The organism is Streptomyces sp. PT12 (genome assembly GCF_003311645.1).
GTDB lineage: Bacteria > Actinomycetota > Actinomycetes > Streptomycetales > Streptomycetaceae > Streptomyces.
In genome coordinates this window covers 25,153-43,915 of the sequence record NZ_QEST01000102.1, presented here as the reverse complement: position 1 = coordinate 43,915, position 18,763 = coordinate 25,153, and the positions used below count along the sequence as shown (strand labels likewise).

Genomic DNA, 18,763 nt, shown 5'->3' with positions numbered 1-18,763 from the left:
GGGGGCAGCGGTGCGGGTCTCCCCCGCGTCTCGGTGGCGACCGACAGGCCCGCGCGGCCCGCCTGTTCGGCCAGCTCGGGCAGCCGGTCGAGCCCCGGCGCGGGCGCGCGGGGCGCGGCGCCCGGGGCGCGCAGGGCGTCGAGGACCTGGCGCACCTCGCCCAGGGCCTCCTTGCTCGCGGACTTGATGGTGGTCAGGGCGGTGCGGGCCTGTTCGGGGTCGGAGTCGAGCAGGGCGAGGCCGACGCCCGCCTGGACGTTGATCACCGAGATGCTGTGGGCGAGCACGTCGTGCAGCTCGCGGGCGATGCGCAGCCGTTCCTCGTCGGCGCGGCGGCGTTCGGCCTCGCGGCGGGCGGCCCGTTCCCTGGCCAGCTGCTCGCGGCGGACGCGGACCAGCTCGGAGACGGCGAGCACCGCCACGGCCCAGGCGGCGAGGCCGCCGTCGAGGCCCCAGCCGCGGGCGGTGTCCCCTTCGGGCGGCAGCCAGCGGTACAGCCAGTGCCCGACGGCCAGGTGCCCGGCCCACAGCAGGCCCATGGCGCACCAGGCGGCCCGGCGGTGCCCGGCGACGACGGCGCCGAACGCCCCCACCACGACGCTCAGGAACACCGGCCCGTACGGGTAGCCGAGGGAGAGGTAGAGCAGCGCGATCGCGGCGGTGGCGACGGCGACGTGGGCGGGGGCGCGGTGGCGCAGGAGCAGCAGCGCGGGGCCGAGGACCAGCAGGGCGCGGGAGAGGACGTCGAGGTCGAGGCGCTCGGGCTGGTTGACGGCGGCGACGTGCGAGCCGGCGAACTGGAGGAGCAGGACCGCGAGGGTCGACAGCCACGGGAGCCTGGCCGCGGGGGGCGGGTCGGCGAGCCAGCGCTGCCAGGGCGGGCCGTGATGGCGGCCCGCCCCGGTGGGAGGTGCGGTCATGGCGGTCACGCTAGTCGGCGGGGCGGGTGGCCGCGTCAGCCGCGCGTGGTCATCCCGCGTACTCCCTCGGCAGTACGGCGTCCCCGCGTTCTCCGGGGCCTCCGGGGCCTTCGGGCGCGGGGGCCGGGCTCTCGGCGAGGCCGATCCTGGCGTGCAGGCGGCGCAGGGGGCGCGGGGCCCACCAATTGCCGCGCCCGGCCAGGCGCATGGAGACCGGCAGCAGCACCATGCGGATCAAGGTGGCGTCGGCGAGGATGACCAGCGCCGTTCCGATGCCCAGCTCCTTGAGGAAGACGACGCCGCTGGTGGCGTAGGTGGCGAAGGTCAGCACCAGGATGCCCGCGGCGGCGGTGATCAGGGGCGCGGTGCGGCCGATCGCCGCGGCCACGGCGGCGCGGGTGTCGCCGGTGCGGTCGTACTCCTCCTTGACGCGGGCCAGCAGGAACACCTCGTAGTCCATCGACAGGCCGTAGGTGACGCAGAACATCAGCATCGGGATGCTGGGCTCGATCGATCCCGTGGGGGTGAAGCCGAGGACGCCGGAGAGGTTGCCGTCCTGGAAGACCCACACCAGGGCGCCGAACATCACCGAGAGGCTCAGGAGGTTGAGCACCGTGGCCTTGACGGGCAGCAGCACGCTTCCGGTCATCAGGAACAGGACGCCGCACGTGATCAGCAGGATCAGCGCGGCCACCAGCGGAACGCGGTCGAGCAGGGTGGCGCGGAAGTCGGTCGTCTCGGCCGGGTAGCCGCCGACCAGGGTGCCCTCGGGGGCGGGCACGGCGCGGATGTCGGCGACCAGGCCGGGCACGTCGCCGTCCATGGCGTCCTGGGTGGGCACCACCGAGAGGCGGGTGGTGCCGTCGGCGGTCATCTTCCCCGCGGACGCGGGGGCCGGGCCGACGCGCCGACCGTCCCGGTGGATGCCCTCGGGGGAGATGACGTGGAAGACGCCCTCGACGCGGGAGAGGGCGGCGGCCCGTTCGGCGGTGGCGGCGGGGTCGGACGCTCCCTCGGTGACGACGAAGACCGTGTCGGTGGGCTCGGCGGCGAAGTTCTCGCGGATCTCCTCGGAGGCGACGCGGCTCGATGTGCCCTCGGGGAGGGTGCGCTGGTCGGGCAGGCCGAGGCGCAGGCCGAGCAGCGGGGAAGCCAGGAAAAGCAGCACGGCGAGCGCGGCGGTGCCGGTGAGCACCGGGCGGCGCATCACGCCGAGCGCCATGCGGTGCCAGAAGCGGCCGGGCGCCCCGGTGGCCGGGCGGTCGACGCGGTGGCCCCAGCGGACGAGCGCGGCGGGCAGCACGACGACGGCGCCGGCGACGGCCGTGGCGACGACCAGGATGCCCGCGTAGGCGAAGGAGCTGAGGAAGAAGAACGGGAAGACCAGCAGCGTGCTCAGCGATACGGCGACGGTGACGCCGCTGAAGACGATGGTGCGTCCGGCCGCGGGCACGGCGTGCGCGACGGCCTCGTCGACGGCGCGGCCCGCGGCGCGTTCCTCGCGGTAGCGGTTGATGAGGAACAGGCTGTAGTCGATGCCCAGGCCGAGTCCCAGGACCAGCGCGAGGTTGGCGGCGAAGGTGGACACCTCGGTGAACTGCGCGAGCAGCCGCAGCCCGGCCATCGTGCCGAGCACGGAGAACAGCCCGACGCCGACGGTCAGCAGCGCGGCGACGGTGCGCCGGTAGACCAGGATCAGCAGCAGCACGACGGACGGCAGGACGATCGCCTCGGCGGTCAGGAAGTCCCTGGCGGCCTGTTCGCCGATCTGCCGTGACACCTCTTCCTGACCGCCCACAGTGACGCTGATCCGCGGGCTGTCACGGGCCAGTTCCGGCGACAGGTCGGCCAGCTCGGCGCGGGTCTCGGTCGCGCTGCCCTCCAGGCGGGCCAGGATCAGGGCGCGTTCGCCGCCGCTGGAGCGCAGCGCCGGGTCGCCGCCGTCCCAGTAGGAGGACACGTCGCTGACCATGGGGTGCCCGGCCAGCTCGTCGGCCAGGTCGCGGCCCGCGGCGGCGACCGCCGGGTCGTCGACGTCGCCGCCCTCGGCGGTCACCAGGAGCGCCAGGTTGGGGTTGCCCGTGCCGAACTCCTCGCGCAGCACCTCCTGGGCCCGCACCGACTCGGTGCCCGGCGCGTCCCAGCGCGCGAGGTCCAGGTCCGCCTGCGCCCCGGCCCCGTAGGCGCCGAGGCCCAGCAGGGTCGCGGCGGCGGCCAGCAGGATCGCGCCGCCGCGCCGCGCCACCAGGCGGCCGAGCCGGATCAGCGGCCCGCGGCCCGCGTCGTTACGCCGTGCCATGAAGTCGTTCCCTTCTCCCCTGAGGTCCCGCACCGGGTCCCGCGCCAGGTTCCGTCTCAAGGTCCCGTCTCAAGGTCCCGTCTCAAGGTCCCGCGGGCCCGGTCAGGGCCACGCTGACGCGGGGCGCTGACCGCGCGCTGGAACGCTCACGGGAACGACCGCTGGAACGCCGCGCCGACGGGTTAACCTCGACGCATGGGCGAGGGGTTGCGATTCGAGCTGCTTGGACCGTTGCGGGCGCTTGGGCCCGAGGGTGAGGTGCCGCTCGGGGCGCCGCGGCAGCGGGCGGTGCTCGCGGTGCTGCTGCTCCAGGAGGGGCGGCCGATGACCTACCCGGCCCTGGTGGACGCCGTCTGGGGCGAGCGGCCGCCCGCCCAGGTGCGCAACCTCGTGCAGAAGTACGTCTCGGGGCTGCGGCGCGCGTGCGCGGGCGCGGCGCCCGGCGGTTCGGGGCCCGAGCTGCGGTGGACCGGCAGCGGGTATGTGCTAAGCGGCGCGGTGATCGCGGATCTGGCCGAGCGGCGCGCGCTGCTGGCGCAGGCGGTCGCGGCCAGGGACGGCGGCGACGGGGGGCGCGCGCTGGAGCTCGCGGGGCGCGCGGAGGCGCTGTGGCGCGGGGAGTTCGCCGAGGGCCTGGCGGGCCCGTTCCTGGCGGCGGAGCGGCTGCGCTGGGCCGAGAAGCGGCTGATGGTGCTGGAGGCGCGCCTCGAGGGCCAGCTGGATCTGGGGCGTTACCACGAGTGCGTGCACGAGCTGGTGCGGCAGGTCGCGCGGCACCCGTTGCGGGAGCGGCTGGTGGGGCTGCTGATGCTGGCGCTCTACCGCAGCGGGCAGGCGACGGACGCGCTCGTGGCGTTCGAGGACGCGCGGCGGCGGATCGCGGAGGAGATGGGCTCCGACCCGGGTCCGGCGCTGCGCGCCCTCCACGAGCGGATGCTGCGTCAGGACCCGGCGCTGCTGCCGGAGTCGGTGCTGGCCTCCTGAGGCTCCGCGTCCTTGGCCGCGGGCCGTTTGCCGCCCGCCTGCTGCCGGTCGAGCACCGCGAGCGCCCGGCGGGCGGCCGGGTGGGTGCGGACGAGCCCGGCCAGGGTGGTGGAGCCGCGGGTGACGCGGGTGAACGCCACCCACGCGGGGCGGAAGCCGATCATCGCGGTGTGCACCAGGCCGGGGCGCTGGGCGAACGCGGCCAGCAGGCGGCGGCCCACGCCCATCTCGACGCCGAGCCCCGACTTGACGGCGAACGTGTAGTTGAGCGCCTGGCGGCGGGCGTCCACCGCGTCTCCCGCCTCGGCGATGCGCACGGCCCACTGGCCCGCGAGCCGCCCCGAGCGCAGGGCGAACGAGATGCCCTCGCGCGTCCACGGCTCGAGCAGCCCGGCCGCGTCCCCGCACACCAGGACCCGGCCGCGGGAGAGCGGCGAGTCGTCGGTGCGGCAGCGGGTGAGGTGCCCGGAGGAGACGGAGGGCTCGAAGCCCGCCAGGCCCAGGCGGGCGGTGAAGTCCTCCAGGTAGCGCTTGGTCGCCGCCCCGTCGCCGCGGGCGGAGATCACGCCGACGGTCAGGGTGTCGCCCTTGGGGAAGACCCAGCCGTAGGAGCCGGGCAGCGGGCCCCAGTCGATCAGCACCCTGCCCTTCCAGTCAGCGGCCACCTCGTGGGGCACCGGGATCTCGGCCTCGAGGCCGAGATCCACCTGGTCGAGCCGCACCCCGACATGGGCGCCTATGCGGCTGGCGCTGCCGTCGGCGCCGACCACGGCGCGGGCCAGCAGCGTCTCCCCCGACGAGAGCACCACCGCGACGGTACGCCGGTCGGGGACGGCGGGGCCGTGCTGCTCGACGCGCGAGACGGTGGCCTTGGTGCGCAGCTCGGCCCCGGCCTTGACGGCGGCCTCGACCAGGCGCTGGTCGAACTCGGGGCGGTTCACCAGGCCGAAGAGCATCCGCTTGGAGCGGCGGGTGCGGGCCATGCGGCCGTTGAGGGAGAACGTCACGGCGTGCACGCGGTCGCGCAGCGGCAGCTCGAAGGCGGGGGGCAGCGCGTCCCGCGTGGGTCCGATGATGCCGCCGCCGCACGTCTTGTAGCGCGGCAGCTCCGCCTTCTCCAGCAGCAGCACCCGGCGGCCGGCCTCCGCCACGGCGCGGGCGGCCGACGCCCCACCGGGGCCCGCCCCCACCACCACCACGTCCCACACCGTTTCGGCCCCGGCTTCGTTCTCGTCACTCACGATCTGCTGCCGCTCCCCGCTGCGTCCTTACGTTTCGGTCACCGCAGGGCATCCTAGTTCGCCGGGGTGGGGCGGCCTGGCTGTGGGATGATCGGCGGCATTCCCAGGCTTTCGTACAGATGTCGCAGGTGTGTCCCTCGGGCGCACCCGTGAGGAGCGTTCCCATGGAGCACAGTCCCGAGCACGCCGCCGTCTCCGCCGCCGTCGCCGCCCTCATGCCGGGGGCCAGGGACGAGCTGGCCGAGCTGGTGGCGTTCCGCTCCGTCGCCGATCCCGAGCAGTTCCCGCCCAGCGAGTGCGAGGCGGCGGCGCGGTGGGTGGCCGCCGCGCTGGAGCGCGAGGGCTTCGGTGAGGTGACCCTGCTCGAGACGCCGGACGGCACCACGTCGGTGTACGGCCACCTGCCCGCCCCCGCGGGCGCACCCACCGTTCTGCTGTACGCGCACTACGACGTGCAGCCGCCGCTCGACGTGGCGGCGTGGACGTCGCCGCCGTTCGAGCTGACCGAGCGGGAAGGGCGCTGGTACGGGCGGGGCGCGGCCGACTGCAAGGGCGGCGTGCTCATGCACCTGCTCGCGCTGCGGGCCGCCGGGGGCGTGCCGGTCGGCGTGAAGGTGGTCGTGGAGGGCTCGGAGGAGCAGGGCACGGGCGGCCTTGAGCGCTATGCCGAGCAGCACCCCGAACTGCTCGCCGCGGACGCCGTGGTGATCGGCGACACCGGCAACGTCAGGGCCGGGCAGCCCACGGTGACGGCGATGCTGCGCGGCATGGTGGCGGTACGGGTCACGGTGGAGACGCTCGCGGGGAACCTGCACTCGGGCCAGTTCGGCGGCGCGGCGCCCGACGCGCTGGCGGCGCTGGTGCGGATCCTGGGGTCGCTGCACGCCGATGACGGCTCGACGACGGTGGACGGGCTGGCCTCGGACGGGGTCTGGCGGGGCACCGCGTACCCGGAGGAGAGGTTCCGCGAGGACGCCAGGGTGCTCGACGGGGTCGGGCTGATCGGCTCGGGCGCGGTCGCGGACCGGGTGTGGGCGCGCCCGTCGGCGACGGTGCTCGGCATCGACTGCCCGCCCGTGGTGGGCGCGACGCCTTCGGTGCAGGCGAGCGCGCGGGCGCTGGTGAGCCTGCGGGTGCCGCCCGGCGTGGACACGGACGAGGCGGCCTCGCTGCTCGCGGCGCACCTTCGGCGGCGCGCGCCGTGGGGCGCGCGGGTCACGGTCGACGCGGTGGGCGAGGGACAGCCGTTCCGCGCGGACACCACGAGCCCGGCGTACGCGTCGATGGCCGCGGCGATGCGGGAGGCGTACGACGGGACGGAGATGGCGGTGGTGGGGCAGGGCGGCTCGATCCCGTTGACCCACACGCTGGCGACGCTCTATCCGAAGGCGGAGCTGCTGCTGATCGGCCTGAGCGACCCGGCCGCCAGGATCCACGCGGTGGACGAGAGCGTGTCGCCCGAGGAGTTGGAGCGGATGGCCGTGGCGGAGGCGTTGTTCCTCCAGCGGTACGCGGCCGCAGCGCGGGGCTGAGGCCCGCGCGGCGCCGGGCGAGGCCCCCGCGGTGGTCGCCGCGGGGGCCCTGGCGGGCCGGTGGCCGGTGGCCGGTTCAGCGGTGGCGCCCCGCGCGGCGGCGGGCCAGCACGACGCCGCCGGAGACGGCGGCCGCGGTGAGCCCGGCGCCCGCCCACAGCATGCTGTCGCCGCCGTCGTCCTGGCTGCCGCCGACGCCAGCCTGGGCACCGCGGGTCGGGGAGGCGGTGGAGCTGGCGGTGGTGGTGACGGTCGGGGTGGGGCTTGGCGAGGTCGTGGCGGCCAGGATGGTCAGGGTGGCGGTGCCGGTCTCGGGGCCGCAGGTGAACGTCACGTCGAACTCCGCGCCGACCCGCGCGTCGGCGTCCACGGTCGTCCTGGCGCTCTGGAGCTGGCCCGGCGTGCCGAGCACCACCTCGTCGAAGACGGCGGACTCGGCCGTCGCCTCGAAGCGGGTGCAGTTGGTCACGGTCAGGTCCACGGCCCCGCCGGGCCTGACGGCGGCCGGGGAGACGCTGAAGCCGAAGGACACGTCGTCGCCCTGGGCCGGTGCGTGGGCGAGCGCGGCGGGCGCCCCCACGGTGAAGAACGTCGCACTCAGCCCGGCGGCGGCCAGTGCGGTTCGCGGTCTGCTCATCGGAAGGCTCCTTCGTCGGATGTGCGCGTCACCCCGCGAAGCGACCGTAAGCAGACGAGAGGTCACACAACCCTCCGGAAGGGACATATGGGTTACGCTGCGGGGCCGTTCGCGTCACGCCGAGCCGGTCATGTGGGCGAAGACCACGACGTTGTCCTGGTAGCCCGAGTCCTGCGAGAAGCTGCCGCCGCACGTGATCAGGCGCAGCTCGGGGCGGCCGGTGTCCTCGTAGACGTACTCCGGCAGGCTCTCCTTGTCGAAGACCGCCACGTCGTAGACGCTGAAGCGCGCCGCCGTCCCGTCCTCGCGGATCACCTCGACGCCCGCGCCGACGCTCAGCGCGCCCAGGCCGTAGAAGACGGCGGGGCCCGCGGCGTTGTCCACGTGTCCGACGACGACGGCGGTGCCAGGGGTGCCGGGCGACGGGGCGTCCTGGAGCCAGCCCGCGAGGTTCTGGATCTCCTGCGGCGGCGCCTCGAGCCAGCCGTCCTGGTCGAGGCCGACGCCGGTCAGCGGGGCCTCGACCGCGATCGAAGGGATGGAGACCCACGTCGGCACGGCGGGCGGCAGCGCGGGGACGGCCTCGCCCGACGGCGCCCGCCCAGGCGACGCCTGCGCGGCGCGGCGCTCACCCGGCGGCTGCGGCGGCGGGCCCGTCCGGCCCTCGGTGCCCGCGATCATGATCGTGACGCCGAGGGCCACGACGCACGCCATCGACGCGAGGGCGGCCCTGCGGCCCCAGCCCGCGCCGTCCTCGCTGGGATCGGCGCGGTGGGGATCGTGATCCGGTATGTACTCCGGCAGGCGCATCGCGGTCACCGCTCCGGGAGGTCCTCCCCGATCCGGGGCCATCGGCACCACGCTAAGACCGCGGGGGGCGCCGCGCGATTCGGCGGAACGGCGCCCCACCGGGTCAGACGCCGACCGGGACGCCCGCCTCCAGGTTGAGCGCGCGGCCCTCGGCACGAGCCCGCAGCGCCCAGCGGAGCCGGGCGAACCGGCCGGGCGACAGCAGCCGTTCGGCCTCGTCCTCGGCGGCGAAACGCCACGCGCGCAGCTCCGCGCCCGGCAGCAGCACCTCCCTCATGCGGTCCGCCTCGAGCCGGCCGCCGTCGAACAGCAGGCGCAGCCCGCCGAACCGCGGCGGCCTGGGCGGCTCCCAGTCCACGATCAGCAGCGCGGGCTCGCGCGGCAGCCGCAGGCCCAGCTCCTCGGCCACCTCGCGGATGGCCGCGCGGGCGGGCGGCTCCCCGTCCTCGACGACGCCACCGGGGAACTCCCAGCCGGGCTTGTAGGTCGGGTCGACCAGCAGCACCCGGTCGTGGTCGTCGAAGAACAGCACACCCGCCGCGAGGGTCTGGCCGTTGGGCGCGGGGGTCTGCACGATCTCGCAGCGGCCCTCGCCTCGCCGGACGCCCTCGGCCAGCGCCTCGGCGGTCTGCCGCGGGGTGAGCCGGGAGGTCTCGACGGTGTACGCGTCGGACGTGAGCCAGGGCAGCGCGGCGGTGTACTGCGGCAGGTGGCTCAGACACCGGCCGCGCGCCGCGTCGCCGTCCTCCGCCGCGCGCAGCTCGATCCTTCTACGGAGGAACGCTTCTTCAACGGCAAGCAGGAAGTGCTGCACCCGGATCCCGTGGGCCGCGAGGCCGCCGAAGATCTCGTCGCGGTGCTCCTGGCACAGCAGTGACATCGGCGCTATCAGCGGCCCCGGCAGCTCGGAGAGCAGGGCGACGGCGGTGTCCACCACCAGGCGGCGCCAGGCGGGGAGGTCCTGCACGTCGTCCACCTGGGCCAGCCGCTCCTTGGGCAGCGCCTGCCGCAGCCCGTCCGCCACCAGCTGGGGGTCGTAGAGCGTGCTGCCCGGCAGCAGGTGGAGCAGCTCGCGGGCCGCGGTGGTCTTGCCGGCCCCGAACGCCCCGTTGAGCCAGATGATCACGAGATCCCCCTCCTTGTCGCCCCCCAGGGTCAGTTGCCCGCTGCACCCACTGCCAAAAACGTGCCAGGGTCGCTCCAGCAGGCGGCCGCCGCGCCGACCAGGCCCGCGTCGGTCCCGAGCTGGGCGGGGACCACCTCGATGGTGCGCACGAACGGCAGCGTGGCGTACTCGCGCAGCGCGCGGCGCAGCGGCCCGAACAGCACCTCGCCCGACTGGCTCACTCCCCCGCCGATCACCACGGTCTCGATCTCGATCAGCGTGGCGGTCGCGGCGATGCCCGCGGCCAGGGCGCGCGCCGAGCGGTCGAACGCCTCCAGGGCTATGGGGTGGCCCTCGCGGGCGGCCACCGCGACGCCCGCGGCGGTGGTGTCGCCCTCGGGGTCGGCGGGGCGCCAGCCCGCGGCCAGGGCGTAGCGGGCGATGTTGGTGCCCGAGGCGATGCGCTCGACGCAGCCGCGGCCGCCGCAGGGGCAGAGGTCGCCGTTGAAGTCGACGCTGATGTGGCCGATGTGGCCAGCGTTGCCCGTGGGGCCGGGGCGGAGCCTGCCGTCGGTGACGAGGCCGCCGCCGACGCCGGTGGAGACGACCATGCACAGGACGTTGGAACGGCCGCGGGCGGCGCCGCGCCAGTGCTCGCCCGCGGCGATGGCGGCGCCGTCGCCGACCAGGGTGACGGGCAGCTCGCCCGTGGTCGCGCGGACGCCCTCGACGAGCGGGAAGTCGCGCCAGCCGGGGATGTTGACGGGGCTGACGGTGCCGGTGCGGGCGTCGACCGGGCCCGCGCTGCCGATGCCGACGGCGGCGACGCGCGACCACGACGCGTGCCGGGTGAGCCCGCCGAGCACCGTGGTGAGGGCCGCCATGACGCGGTCCGCCGACTCCCCCGCGGGGGTGGGGAGTTGAACGCGGTGGAGGAGATCGCCCGTGCCGTCCACGAGGGCCCCGGCGATTTTGGTGCCTCCGATGTCGACGGCGGCGACAAGATCAGTGGTCATGTGCGGAAAGCCTGGTCCGTGGTGGGCGGGTTGTCCAGTCTGTTCCGACGGGTGTGCGAGCGGTCACGCGGCGGTCACCGCCCGGGGGCGCCGCGGCCCGCGAGGCCCGCGATCCGGTGGAGGTCGAGGCCGGTCAGGCGCGTCACCTCGTCGCGGTCGAGGGCGCCGCAGTCGAGGCCGCGCAGCAGGAAGCCCCCGAGCGCGCGGGCGGTGGCGGGCTCGTCGAGGACGCCGCCTCCGGTGGCCCCCGCGGCATAGGCGGCCAGGCGGGAGGCGGCGTCGGGCAGGCCCTCGCGGTAGAAGGCGTAGACGGCGGCGTAGCGCGTGGGCAGATGGCCGGGGTGCATGTCCCAGCCCTGGTGGTATCCGCGGACCAGCGCGCGCCGCACCAGGCCGTGATGGATCCGCCAGGCGCGGTGGACGCGGGCGGTGGGGCCGGTGGGCAGGACGTTGGTCGAGCCGTCGGAGAGGGCGACGCCGGTGCCGGCGGCGGCGACCTGCATGACGGCCTTGGCGTGGTCGGCGGCGGGGTGGTCGGGCGCCTGGTGGGCGGCGGAGATCCGGCAGGCGGCGCTGTAGTCGAACGTTCCGTAGTGCAGCCCGGTGACCCGGCCGTCGGCGGCGTCGATCATGCGGGCGACGGTGGCGCGGCCGTCGGCGCCGAGGATGGCCTGGGTGGTCTCGATCTGGATCTCGAACGTGAGAGTGCCGGACGGCAGGCGGGCGGCGCGTTCGAACGCGCCGCACAGCGCGGCCATCGCGGCGACCTGCCGGGCGTAGCCGACCTTGGGCAGGGTGACGCGCAGCCCGGCGGGCAGGGGCCCGGCGGCCAGCAGGGCGGTGAGGAAGAGGTCGAGGGTGCGGATGCCTCGGTCGCGGACGGGGGCTTCGAGGCACTTCATGCGGATGCCGACGAACGGGGGCGCGGTGCCGTCGGCGACGGCCTCGGCGACCAGGCGGGCGGCGCGGGTGGCGGCGGCGTCCTCCTCGGCGTCGGGGCGGTGGCCGTAGCCGTCCTCGAAGTCGATCCTGAGGTCCTCGACGGGCTCGCGGGCCAGCTTGTCGACGACGCGGCCGTGGACGGCGGTGGCGAGCGGCTCGGGGAGGCCGATGAGGCCGCCGAACGCGGTGGCGTCGGGGGCGTGCGCCGCGAGCAGCGCGAGGGCGTCGGCGCCCCAGGCGCGGGGGGTGTCGGGGGCGAGGCGGTGGGCGGGGACGTAGACGGTGTGCACCGGCTGGCGGGTGGTGGGGTCGCCGGGGTAGCGGCGGGCGAGGTCGGCGTCGACATCGGCGAGCGAGGCGCCGATGGCCGCGGTGACGTCGGGGGCGAGGCTGGTGGCCGCGCGGTCGGGTGGTGGGTGCTGCTCCTGCCGTCCCATGGCGCCCTTTCGTCGGTCGAGCGTGCCGCGCGCGTGGGGGCACGCCCCCGCCCGGTGGGTGGGCGGGGGCGCGCCGGTCGTGAGGGTCAGGACTTTCAGACCTTACGGGTCTTACTGGACTTTCATGACTTACGGGCGTTGACCTCGTCGGTCAGGGCGGGGACCACCGTGAAGAGGTCGCCGACCACGCCGTAGTCGGCCAGCTCGAAGATGGGGGCCTCGGCGTCCTTGTTGACCGCGACGATGGTCTTGGAGGTCTGCATGCCCGCACGGTGCTGGATGGCGCCCGAGATGCCCGCCGCGATGTACAGCTGCGGGGAGACCGTCTTGCCGGTCTGGCCCACCTGGTGGGAGTGGGGGTACCAGCCGGCGTCCACCGCGGCGCGTGAGGCGCCGACGGCGGCGCCGAGGGAGTCGGCGAGGGCCTCGATCAGCCCGAAGTTCTCCGCGCCGTTCACCCCGCGGCCGCCGGAGACCACGATGGCGGCCTCGGTGAGGTCGGGGCGCCCGGTGGACTCGCGGGCCTCGCGGGAGACGACCCTGGTGCCGGTGGCCAGCGGGCCGAGGGTGAACGACAGCTCCTCGACGGCGCCCGCGGCCGGGGCGGCCTCGGGGGCCGCGGAGTTGGGCTTGACGGTGATGACCGGGGTGCCGTGGGTGACGCGTGAGGTGGTGGTGTACTCGGCGGCGAAGACCGACTGGGTGGCCACCGGGCCCTCGTCGCCCGCGGCGAGGTCGACCGCGTCGGTGATGAGCCCCGAGCCGGTCCTGACGGCCAGGCGCGCGGCGATCTCCTTGGCCTCGGCGGACGAGGCCAGCAGCACGGCGACCGGGGAGACGGCGTCGACGGCGGCGCGCAGGGCGTCGACCTTGGGCGCAACCAGGTAGTCGGCGAACTCGGGGGCGTCGGCGGTCAGGACGCGGACTGCGCCGTACTCGGCCAGCACGGGCGCGGCCCGGTCGGCCCCTGGGCCGAGGTGCACGGCGACGGGGTCGCCGAGGCGGCGGGCGAGGGTGAGGAGCTCGAGGGTGGGCTTGCGGACGTCGCCGTCGGCGTGGTCGACGTGGACAAGGACTTCAGCCATGGGAACAGTGCTCTCCAGCGAGACGGGACGGGCGGGTCAGATGAACTTGCGCTCGGCGAGGAAGGCCGCCAGCTGCTTGGCGCCGTCGCCCTCGTCGGTGACGACCTGTCCTGCGGTGCGCGCCGGGCGCTCGGTGGCGGACTCGACCACGGTCCACGCCCCGGCGAGGCCGACCCGCTCGGCGTCGATGTCCAGATCCTCCAGGTCGAGCGTCTCCAACGGCTTCTTCTTGGCGGCCATGATGCCCTTGAAGGAGGGGTAACGCGCCTCCCCCGACTGGTCGGTGACGGACACGACCGCGGGCAGCGACGCCTCAAGGCGCTCGCTCGCGGCGTCGCCGTCCCTGCGCCCGGTGACCGTGCCGTCGGCCACGGAGACCTCCGAGAGCAGCGTCACCTGCGGGACTTCGAGGCGCTCGGCGAGGATGGCGGGCAGCACGCCCATCGAGCCGTCGGTGGACGCCATGCCGCACAGCACCAGGTCGTAGCCGATGTGCTCGACGGCCTTGGCCAGCACCAGGGACGTGCCCATCACGTCGGTGCCGTGCAGGTCGTCGTCGGTGACGTGGACGGCCTTGTCGGCGCCCATGGACAGGGCCTTGCGCAGCGCGTCGGTGGCGTCGTCGGGGCCGACGGTCAGCACCGTGACCTCGGCGTCGTCCGCCGCCTCGGCGATCACCAGGGCCTGCTCGACGGCGTACTCGTCCAGCTCCGACAGCAATCCGTCCGCGGCGTCCCGGTCAGTGGTCAGGTCCCCGGCGAAGCGCCGGTCCCCGGCGGCGTCGGGGACGTACTTCACACAGACAACGATCTTCAAGCTCACGCCGGCTCTCCTACTGCTGTCGGTCCGCACACGGGGCACTCGGAAGATCACCCGAATAGTTACTCGTCAGTACACCCAGGGTATCCCCCACAGGCAAGGATGTCTCACTGTGACGTTGACTACGCGCACCGGGCGGGTCCCTACGGCGCCTCCTCGGTGACCGCGTGGCCCAACGCCACCAGCACATCCGCGGTTCGGGGCTGCCCCTCGGCCCGCCTTACCACATGTCCGGAGGCGTCGAGGACCAGCACCGTGGGTGTCCGGGCCACGCCGAGGGCGCGGACGAGGTCGAGCCTGGACTCCGCGTCGATCTCCAGATGCGCGACGCCGTCCACCAGGCCCGCCGCGCCGGCCAGGACGCGGCGGGTGGCGCGGCAGGGCTGGCAGAAGGCGCTGGAGAAGTGCACCAGCGTGGCGCGGGCGCCGAGGCGTTCGGCGCCGAGGTCCGCCGCGGTGAGGCGGCGGGGCCGCCGCGTTGCTTCCATCGCCGACTCCGTTTCGCCGAGTTCACGCCGTGTGCGCCGTGTGCGCCGTTCGCGCCGCGCGTGGGGTTTCGCGCCGTTCCCGTGCGCCCCTTGATGCAGCGCCTTCCCCAACGGTCGCATTCCCCGCGGCTCGTGGGGGGCGTACGCCGGAGTGCGGAAGCGAGAGGGGTGGTGTTCGCCGACACTTTCGGGCACGATCGGGCACCGCCGTAAGTTACGGGAGCGTAGGTTCCCACCGCTCGGAAGAAGGACCCCCATGGCAGAACTCGTGTACCCGCCGGTCATCGCGACGGCGCGGACGATGTTCAAGGCGCTCGACCTGCGCTTCGACATCGCCGGCTGCGAGCATGTGCCGCGCCGCGGCGGCGCCGTGCTGGCGAGCAACCACATCGGGTATCTCGACTTCGTCTTCGCGGGGTTCGCGGCGCGGCCCGCGCGGCGGCTGGTGCGGTTCATGGCGAAGGAGTCGGTGTTCAGGCACCGGGTGTCGGGGCCGCTGATGCGGGCCATGAAGCACATACCGGTGGACCGGGCGCAGGGCGAGGAGGCGTACCGCAAGGCGGTGTCGGCGCTGCGCTCCGGCGAGATCGTGGGCGTCTTCCCCGAGGCGACCATCTCCCCCTCGTTCACGCTCAAGAAGTTCAAGTCGGGCGCGGCGCGCATGGCGCAGCAGGCCGGGGTGCCGGTGCTGCCTGTGGCGCTGTGGGGCACCCAGCGGCTGTGGACCAAGGGGCGCAAGCGCGACCTGCGGCGGAACCATCTGCCGATCACCATACGGGTGGGCGAGCCGATGCCGGTCGGCGAGGACGAGTCCGCGGTGTCCGTCACGGAACGGCTGCGCGAGCGCGTCCAGGAGCTTCTCGAGGCGGCCCAGCGCGCCTATCCGGGCAAGCCCAAGGGCCCGGACGACACATGGTGGCTGCCCGCGCACCTGGGCGGCACGGCCCCCGCTCCCCCGGCGGCCCAGGCGCCCTGACGCCCGCGGGGCGGCGCGGCCTCCCCGGGGGCGCGCGCCACGGGCACCGCGCCCCCGTCGCTCTCAGCGCGCCATCTCCTCGCGCAGCGCGGCCAGGAAGGCGTCGACGTCCCCCTTCGTGGTGTCGAAGGCGCACATCCAGCGGACGTCGCCCGCCGCCTCGTCCCAGAAGTAGAAGCGGTGGCGCTTGCGCAGCCGCTCGGCGGCGTCGTACGGGAGGCGGGCGAAGACGGCGTTCGCCTGGACCGGGTGGAGCACTTGGACGCCGGGGACATCGCGCGCGCCGTCGGCCAGGCGGCGGGCCATGGCGTTGGCGTGGGTGGCCCCGCGCAGCCAGAGGTCCCCGGCGAGCAGCGCCTCGAGCTGCACCGAGACGAAGCGCATCTTGGAGGCGAGCTGCATGGAGAGCTTGCGGATGTTGAGCATGGCCCGGACGGCGCCGGGGGTGAGGACGACGACGGCCTCGCCGAAGAGCATGCCGTTCTTGGTGCCGCCGAAGGAGAGGACATCCACCCCGGCGTCGGCGGTGAACGCGCGCATCGGCAGCCCCAAGGCGGCGGCGGCGTTGGCGATCCTGGAGCCGTCGAGGTGCACGGTCATGCCGCGCTCGTGGGCGAAGTCGCTGATGGCGCGGATCTCCTCGGGGGTGTAGACGGTGCCGAGCTCGGTGGACTGGGTGATCGAGACGACCTGGGGTGTGGCCCGGTGCTCGTCGTCGAACCCCCACGCCTCGCGGGCGATCAGCTCGGGCGTGAGCTTGCCTTCGGGCGCGGGCACCGGCAGCAGCTTGAGGCCGCCGACGCGCTCGGGGGCGCCGCCCTCGTCGGTGTGGATGTGGGAGCTGGTGGCGGCGACCACGGCGCCCCAGCGGTCGGTGAGGGCCTGGAGCGCGACGACGTTGGCGCCCGTGCCGTTGAACACCGGATAGGTCTCGGCGGTGGGGCCGAAGTGGGCGCGGAAGACGTCCTGGAGGTGGGCGGTGTAGTCGTCGGCGCCGTAGGACGACTGGTGGCCGCCGTTGGCCAGGGCGAGGGCGGCGAGGATCTCGGGGTGGGCGCCCGCGTAGTTGTCGCTGGCGAAGCCCCTGGCCCCCGGGTCGTGGTGGCGGTGGGCGTCGGTCGTCACGGCGTGCGGGTCAGCCACTGGCGGGTTCCGTTCACGTCTTCGGTGGGCCTGTCCCACAGGCGGCAGATCTCGTCGGCGAGGTCGGTGACGTCGGTAAACCCGGCGAACGCGGCGCCGGGGCGTTCGTCCCGCATGCGCTGGCTGACCAGCGCCTTGACCACCAGGATGGTGGCGGCCGCGGCGGGCCGACCACCGGGGGCCGTCCTGCGGAAGCCGTCGGCCAGGGCGAGCGTCCACGCCTCGGCCGCGGCCTTGGCGGCCGCGTAGGCGGCGTTGCCCGCGGTAGGGCGGCTGGCGCCCGCGGCCGAGACGAGAACGTACCGCCCGTTGCCGCCGCGGGCCAGCGCCGCCTCGAACGCCAGCGAAGTGTGCTGCACGGTCCGCACCAGCAGGTCGTGCAGCGCGTCCCAGTCGGCGAGGTCGGTCTCGGCGAAGGAGGCGGAGCCGCGCCAGCCGCCGACGAGGTGGACCAGGCCGTCGACGCGGCCATACTCCTTCTCGGTCCGATCCGCCCACGCGCGGGTGGCGGCCGGGTCGAGCAGGTCCACGGTGTCGCCGGTGACGGTGGCGCCGCCGTGGGCGAGGCGGGCGGCGTCCACGCCCTCCGCGAGGCGCCGGGCGTCCGCGTCGGCCGCCACGACGGTGGCGCCGGCCCGGGCGAGCCGCAGCAGGGTGGCGTGGCCCGCGGGCCCGCCTGCTCCGGCGACGGCCACCACGGCGCCGTCGAGCGCTCCCGGTCGTGAACCCTGTGGCGTGGCGGGGGTGGTTGAGGTCATCGAACGTCTCCTTGCACGCGTCCATGATGCCGCGCGGCGCGGCGGGCGATCACGCGGCCCGGGTGGCCGCCGGGGCCGCGGTGATGCCCCGGGTCGAGGCGATCACCGCGCGGAGCTTCCTGGCGAGGGCCTCGTAGAACAGGCTCAGCGGGAACTCGTCGGGCAGCACGTCGTCGACCAGCTTGCGCGGCGGCAGGGTGAGGTCGAGGGCCTCGGGGCCCTTGGCCCAGCGGGACCCGGGGTGCGGGGAGAGGTGGGCGGAGACCAGCTCGTACGCCTTGAGCCAGTGGACGATCTTGGGCCGGTCGATGCCCCTGCGGTAGAGGGTCTCGATCTGCTCGCGCAGCGCCGCGGTGGTGGCGCGGGCCCGGTCCCAGTCGATCGTCAGGCGGTTATCGCGCCAGCGCAGGGCGTCGTTCTGGTGGAGGTAGGCGAACAGGAGCTGGCCGCCGAGCCCGTCGTAGTTCCGGTTGCGCTCGCCGGTGACGGGGAAGCGGAAGAGGCGGTCGAGCAGGATGGCGTACTGGACGTCGCGGCCCTGGGCGTAGCCGTCGGCGGCCAGCCGCCCCGCCTCGTCGAAGGCGGTGAGGTCGCAGCGCAGCTCCTCGAGGCCGTACATCCAGAACGGCTGGCGCTGCTTGATCATGAACGGGTCGAACGGCAGATCGCCATGGCTGTGGGTCCGGTCGTGGATCAGGTCCCACAGCACGAACGTCTGCTGGCAGCGCTCCTGGTCGGTGAGCAGCCCGCCCGCCTCGTCGGGCAGCTCCAGGCTTGTGACGTCGCAGGCCGCACTGATGACGCGGCGGAAGCGGGCGGCCTCGCGGTCGCAGAAGATGGCACCCCAGGAGAAGCGCTCGGGGGCCTCGCGCACGGCGATGGTCTCGGGGAAGAGCACGGCGGAGTTGGAGTCGTAGCCGCCGGTGAAGTCCTCGAAGGTGATGCCGAGGAACAGGGGGTTGTCGTAGCGGGTGCGCTCGAGCTCGGCGAGCCAGCCGGGCCAGACGACGCGGAAGACGACGGCCTCGAGGTTGCGGTCGGGGTTGCCGTTCTGCGTGTACATGGGGAAGACGACGAGGTGCTGGCGGCCGTCGGCGCGGGCGGCGGTGGGCCGGAAGGCCAGCAGGGAGTCGAGGAAGTCGGGGACGGCGAAGCCGTCGTCGGCCCAGCGGCGCAGGTCGGCGATCAGGGCGCGGTGGTACGCGGCGTCGTGCGGCAGCAGGGGGGCCAGCTCGTCGACGGCGGCGACGGCGCGGTCGACCGCGAGGGCGAGGTCGGCCCGGTCGGGCGCGCCCTCGGCGGCGAAGTCGACGGAGCCGTCCTTCGACTGCGCCGGGCGGATGGTCTCCACGGCCTCCTTGAGGGCCGTCCAGGCGGGATGCGCGACGACGGGGGTGGCCGTCGAACCGCCGCCGTTCGAGCTGATCGACGCCATAGTTTCCGTCATGACCCCTCCTCTACAGCAGATATTCGCGTGGGATCACGGTATCCGGAGAAGATCCTTCGATCAACCGCGCAAGCGGCCTTCGGCTGTGAGGGGGTCGGCGGATTCCTCGGGAGAACGTTCGCGT

17 protein-coding genes are annotated in these 18,763 nt (G+C 74.7%); 3 read left to right on the top strand and 14 right to left on the bottom strand.

Annotated elements, in window-relative coordinates:
• Positions 1 to 920, bottom strand: a 920-nt coding sequence (locus DEH69_RS12310; RefSeq protein ID WP_147255537.1) for a sensor histidine kinase, incomplete at its 3' end; no start/stop codon positions are given.
• 49 nt (positions 921 to 969) lie between these two features.
• Complete coding sequence (locus DEH69_RS12305) at positions 970 to 3,219, bottom strand: MMPL family transporter (RefSeq protein ID WP_113686992.1); 2,250 nt, start codon at positions 3,217 to 3,219, stop codon at positions 970 to 972.
• A 195-nt stretch (positions 3,220 to 3,414) separates the two neighbouring features.
• On the opposite strand from DEH69_RS12305, the gene DEH69_RS12300 reads away from it, so the two are divergent.
• Positions 3,415 to 4,203 (top strand): AfsR/SARP family transcriptional regulator, encoded by a 789-nt coding sequence (locus DEH69_RS12300; RefSeq protein ID WP_113686991.1) that lies wholly within the window; start codon positions 3,415 to 3,417, stop codon positions 4,201 to 4,203.
• Here DEH69_RS12300 and DEH69_RS12295 read toward each other — a convergent pair.
• A complete protein-coding gene (locus DEH69_RS12295) occupies positions 4,161 to 5,444 on the bottom strand; it encodes a geranylgeranyl reductase family protein (RefSeq protein WP_181727398.1) in 1,284 nt (427 codons plus the stop codon). The two genes, DEH69_RS12300 and DEH69_RS12295, sit on opposite strands and share 43 nt — an antisense overlap.
• A gap of 164 nt (positions 5,445 to 5,608) precedes the next feature.
• Here DEH69_RS12295 and DEH69_RS12290 point away from each other — a divergent pair, with 164 nt between their 5' ends.
• Positions 5,609 to 6,976 carry a dipeptidase gene (locus DEH69_RS12290; RefSeq protein ID WP_113686989.1) on the top strand — a complete coding sequence of 456 codons (1,368 nt, stop codon included), beginning with the start codon at positions 5,609 to 5,611 and terminating at the stop codon, positions 6,974 to 6,976.
• Positions 6,977 to 7,052: 76 nt separating this feature from the next.
• Here DEH69_RS12290 and DEH69_RS12285 read toward each other — a convergent pair whose 3' ends face one another.
• The 8 genes from DEH69_RS12285 to DEH69_RS12250 form a co-directional block, all read right to left on the bottom strand.
• The gene (locus DEH69_RS12285) at positions 7,053 to 7,613 is read right to left on the bottom strand and encodes a hypothetical protein (RefSeq protein ID WP_113686988.1); all 561 of its coding nucleotides are present in this window, start codon (positions 7,611 to 7,613) and stop codon (positions 7,053 to 7,055) included.
• Positions 7,614 to 7,727: 114 nt separating this feature from the next.
• Positions 7,728 to 8,423 carry a class F sortase gene (locus DEH69_RS12280; protein WP_258534622.1) on the bottom strand — a complete coding sequence of 232 codons (696 nt, stop codon included), beginning with the start codon at positions 8,421 to 8,423 and terminating at the stop codon, positions 7,728 to 7,730.
• Between the two features lie 103 nt (positions 8,424 to 8,526).
• Complete coding sequence (locus DEH69_RS12275; protein ID WP_113686987.1) at positions 8,527 to 9,549, bottom strand: NUDIX hydrolase; 1,023 nt, start codon at positions 9,547 to 9,549, stop codon at positions 8,527 to 8,529.
• A gap of 29 nt (positions 9,550 to 9,578) precedes the next feature.
• Positions 9,579 to 10,544: an ROK family protein gene (locus tag DEH69_RS12270; RefSeq protein WP_113686986.1), complete on the bottom strand. Its 966-nt coding sequence runs from the start codon at positions 10,542 to 10,544 to the stop codon at positions 9,579 to 9,581.
• A gap of 74 nt (positions 10,545 to 10,618) precedes the next feature.
• Positions 10,619 to 11,923, bottom strand: coding sequence for an aldolase/citrate lyase family protein (locus DEH69_RS12265; RefSeq protein WP_113686985.1), 1,305 nt, complete (start codon positions 11,921 to 11,923; stop codon positions 10,619 to 10,621).
• 122 nt (positions 11,924 to 12,045) lie between these two features.
• Positions 12,046 to 13,008, bottom strand: a complete 963-nt coding sequence (locus DEH69_RS12260) for an electron transfer flavoprotein subunit alpha/FixB family protein (protein WP_113686984.1) — start codon at positions 13,006 to 13,008, stop codon at positions 12,046 to 12,048.
• Positions 13,009 to 13,044: 36 nt separating this feature from the next.
• On the bottom strand, positions 13,045 to 13,830 hold the full coding sequence (locus DEH69_RS12255; RefSeq protein ID WP_113686983.1) for an electron transfer flavoprotein subunit beta/FixA family protein: 786 nt from the start codon (positions 13,828 to 13,830) through the stop codon (positions 13,045 to 13,047).
• A 140-nt stretch (positions 13,831 to 13,970) separates the two neighbouring features.
• Positions 13,971 to 14,315: a thioredoxin family protein gene (locus DEH69_RS12250; protein ID WP_113686982.1), complete on the bottom strand. Its 345-nt coding sequence runs from the start codon at positions 14,313 to 14,315 to the stop codon at positions 13,971 to 13,973.
• Positions 14,316 to 14,571: 256 nt separating this feature from the next.
• On the opposite strand from DEH69_RS12250, the gene DEH69_RS12245 reads away from it, so the two are divergent.
• Positions 14,572 to 15,291 carry a 1-acyl-sn-glycerol-3-phosphate acyltransferase gene (locus DEH69_RS12245; protein WP_113686981.1) on the top strand — a complete coding sequence of 240 codons (720 nt, stop codon included), beginning with the start codon at positions 14,572 to 14,574 and terminating at the stop codon, positions 15,289 to 15,291.
• Between the two features lie 63 nt (positions 15,292 to 15,354).
• Here DEH69_RS12245 and DEH69_RS12240 read toward each other — a convergent pair whose 3' ends face one another.
• The 3 genes from DEH69_RS12240 to DEH69_RS12230 are packed head-to-tail and all read right to left on the bottom strand — an operon-like array spanning position 15,355 to position 18,639.
• Complete coding sequence (locus tag DEH69_RS12240) at positions 15,355 to 16,434, bottom strand: low specificity L-threonine aldolase (protein WP_113686980.1); 1,080 nt, start codon at positions 16,432 to 16,434, stop codon at positions 15,355 to 15,357.
• Entirely contained in the window at positions 16,413 to 17,192 is a 780-nt protein-coding gene (locus tag DEH69_RS12235) for an SDR family NAD(P)-dependent oxidoreductase (RefSeq protein ID WP_113686979.1), read from the bottom strand. Before DEH69_RS12235 ends, DEH69_RS12240 begins: the two co-directional genes overlap by 22 nt.
• Before the next feature lie 49 nt (positions 17,193 to 17,241).
• Positions 17,242 to 18,639, bottom strand: a complete 1,398-nt coding sequence (locus DEH69_RS12230) for a DUF6421 family protein (RefSeq protein ID WP_113686978.1) — start codon at positions 18,637 to 18,639, stop codon at positions 17,242 to 17,244.
• Between the last annotated feature and the right edge of the window lie 124 nt (positions 18,640 to 18,763).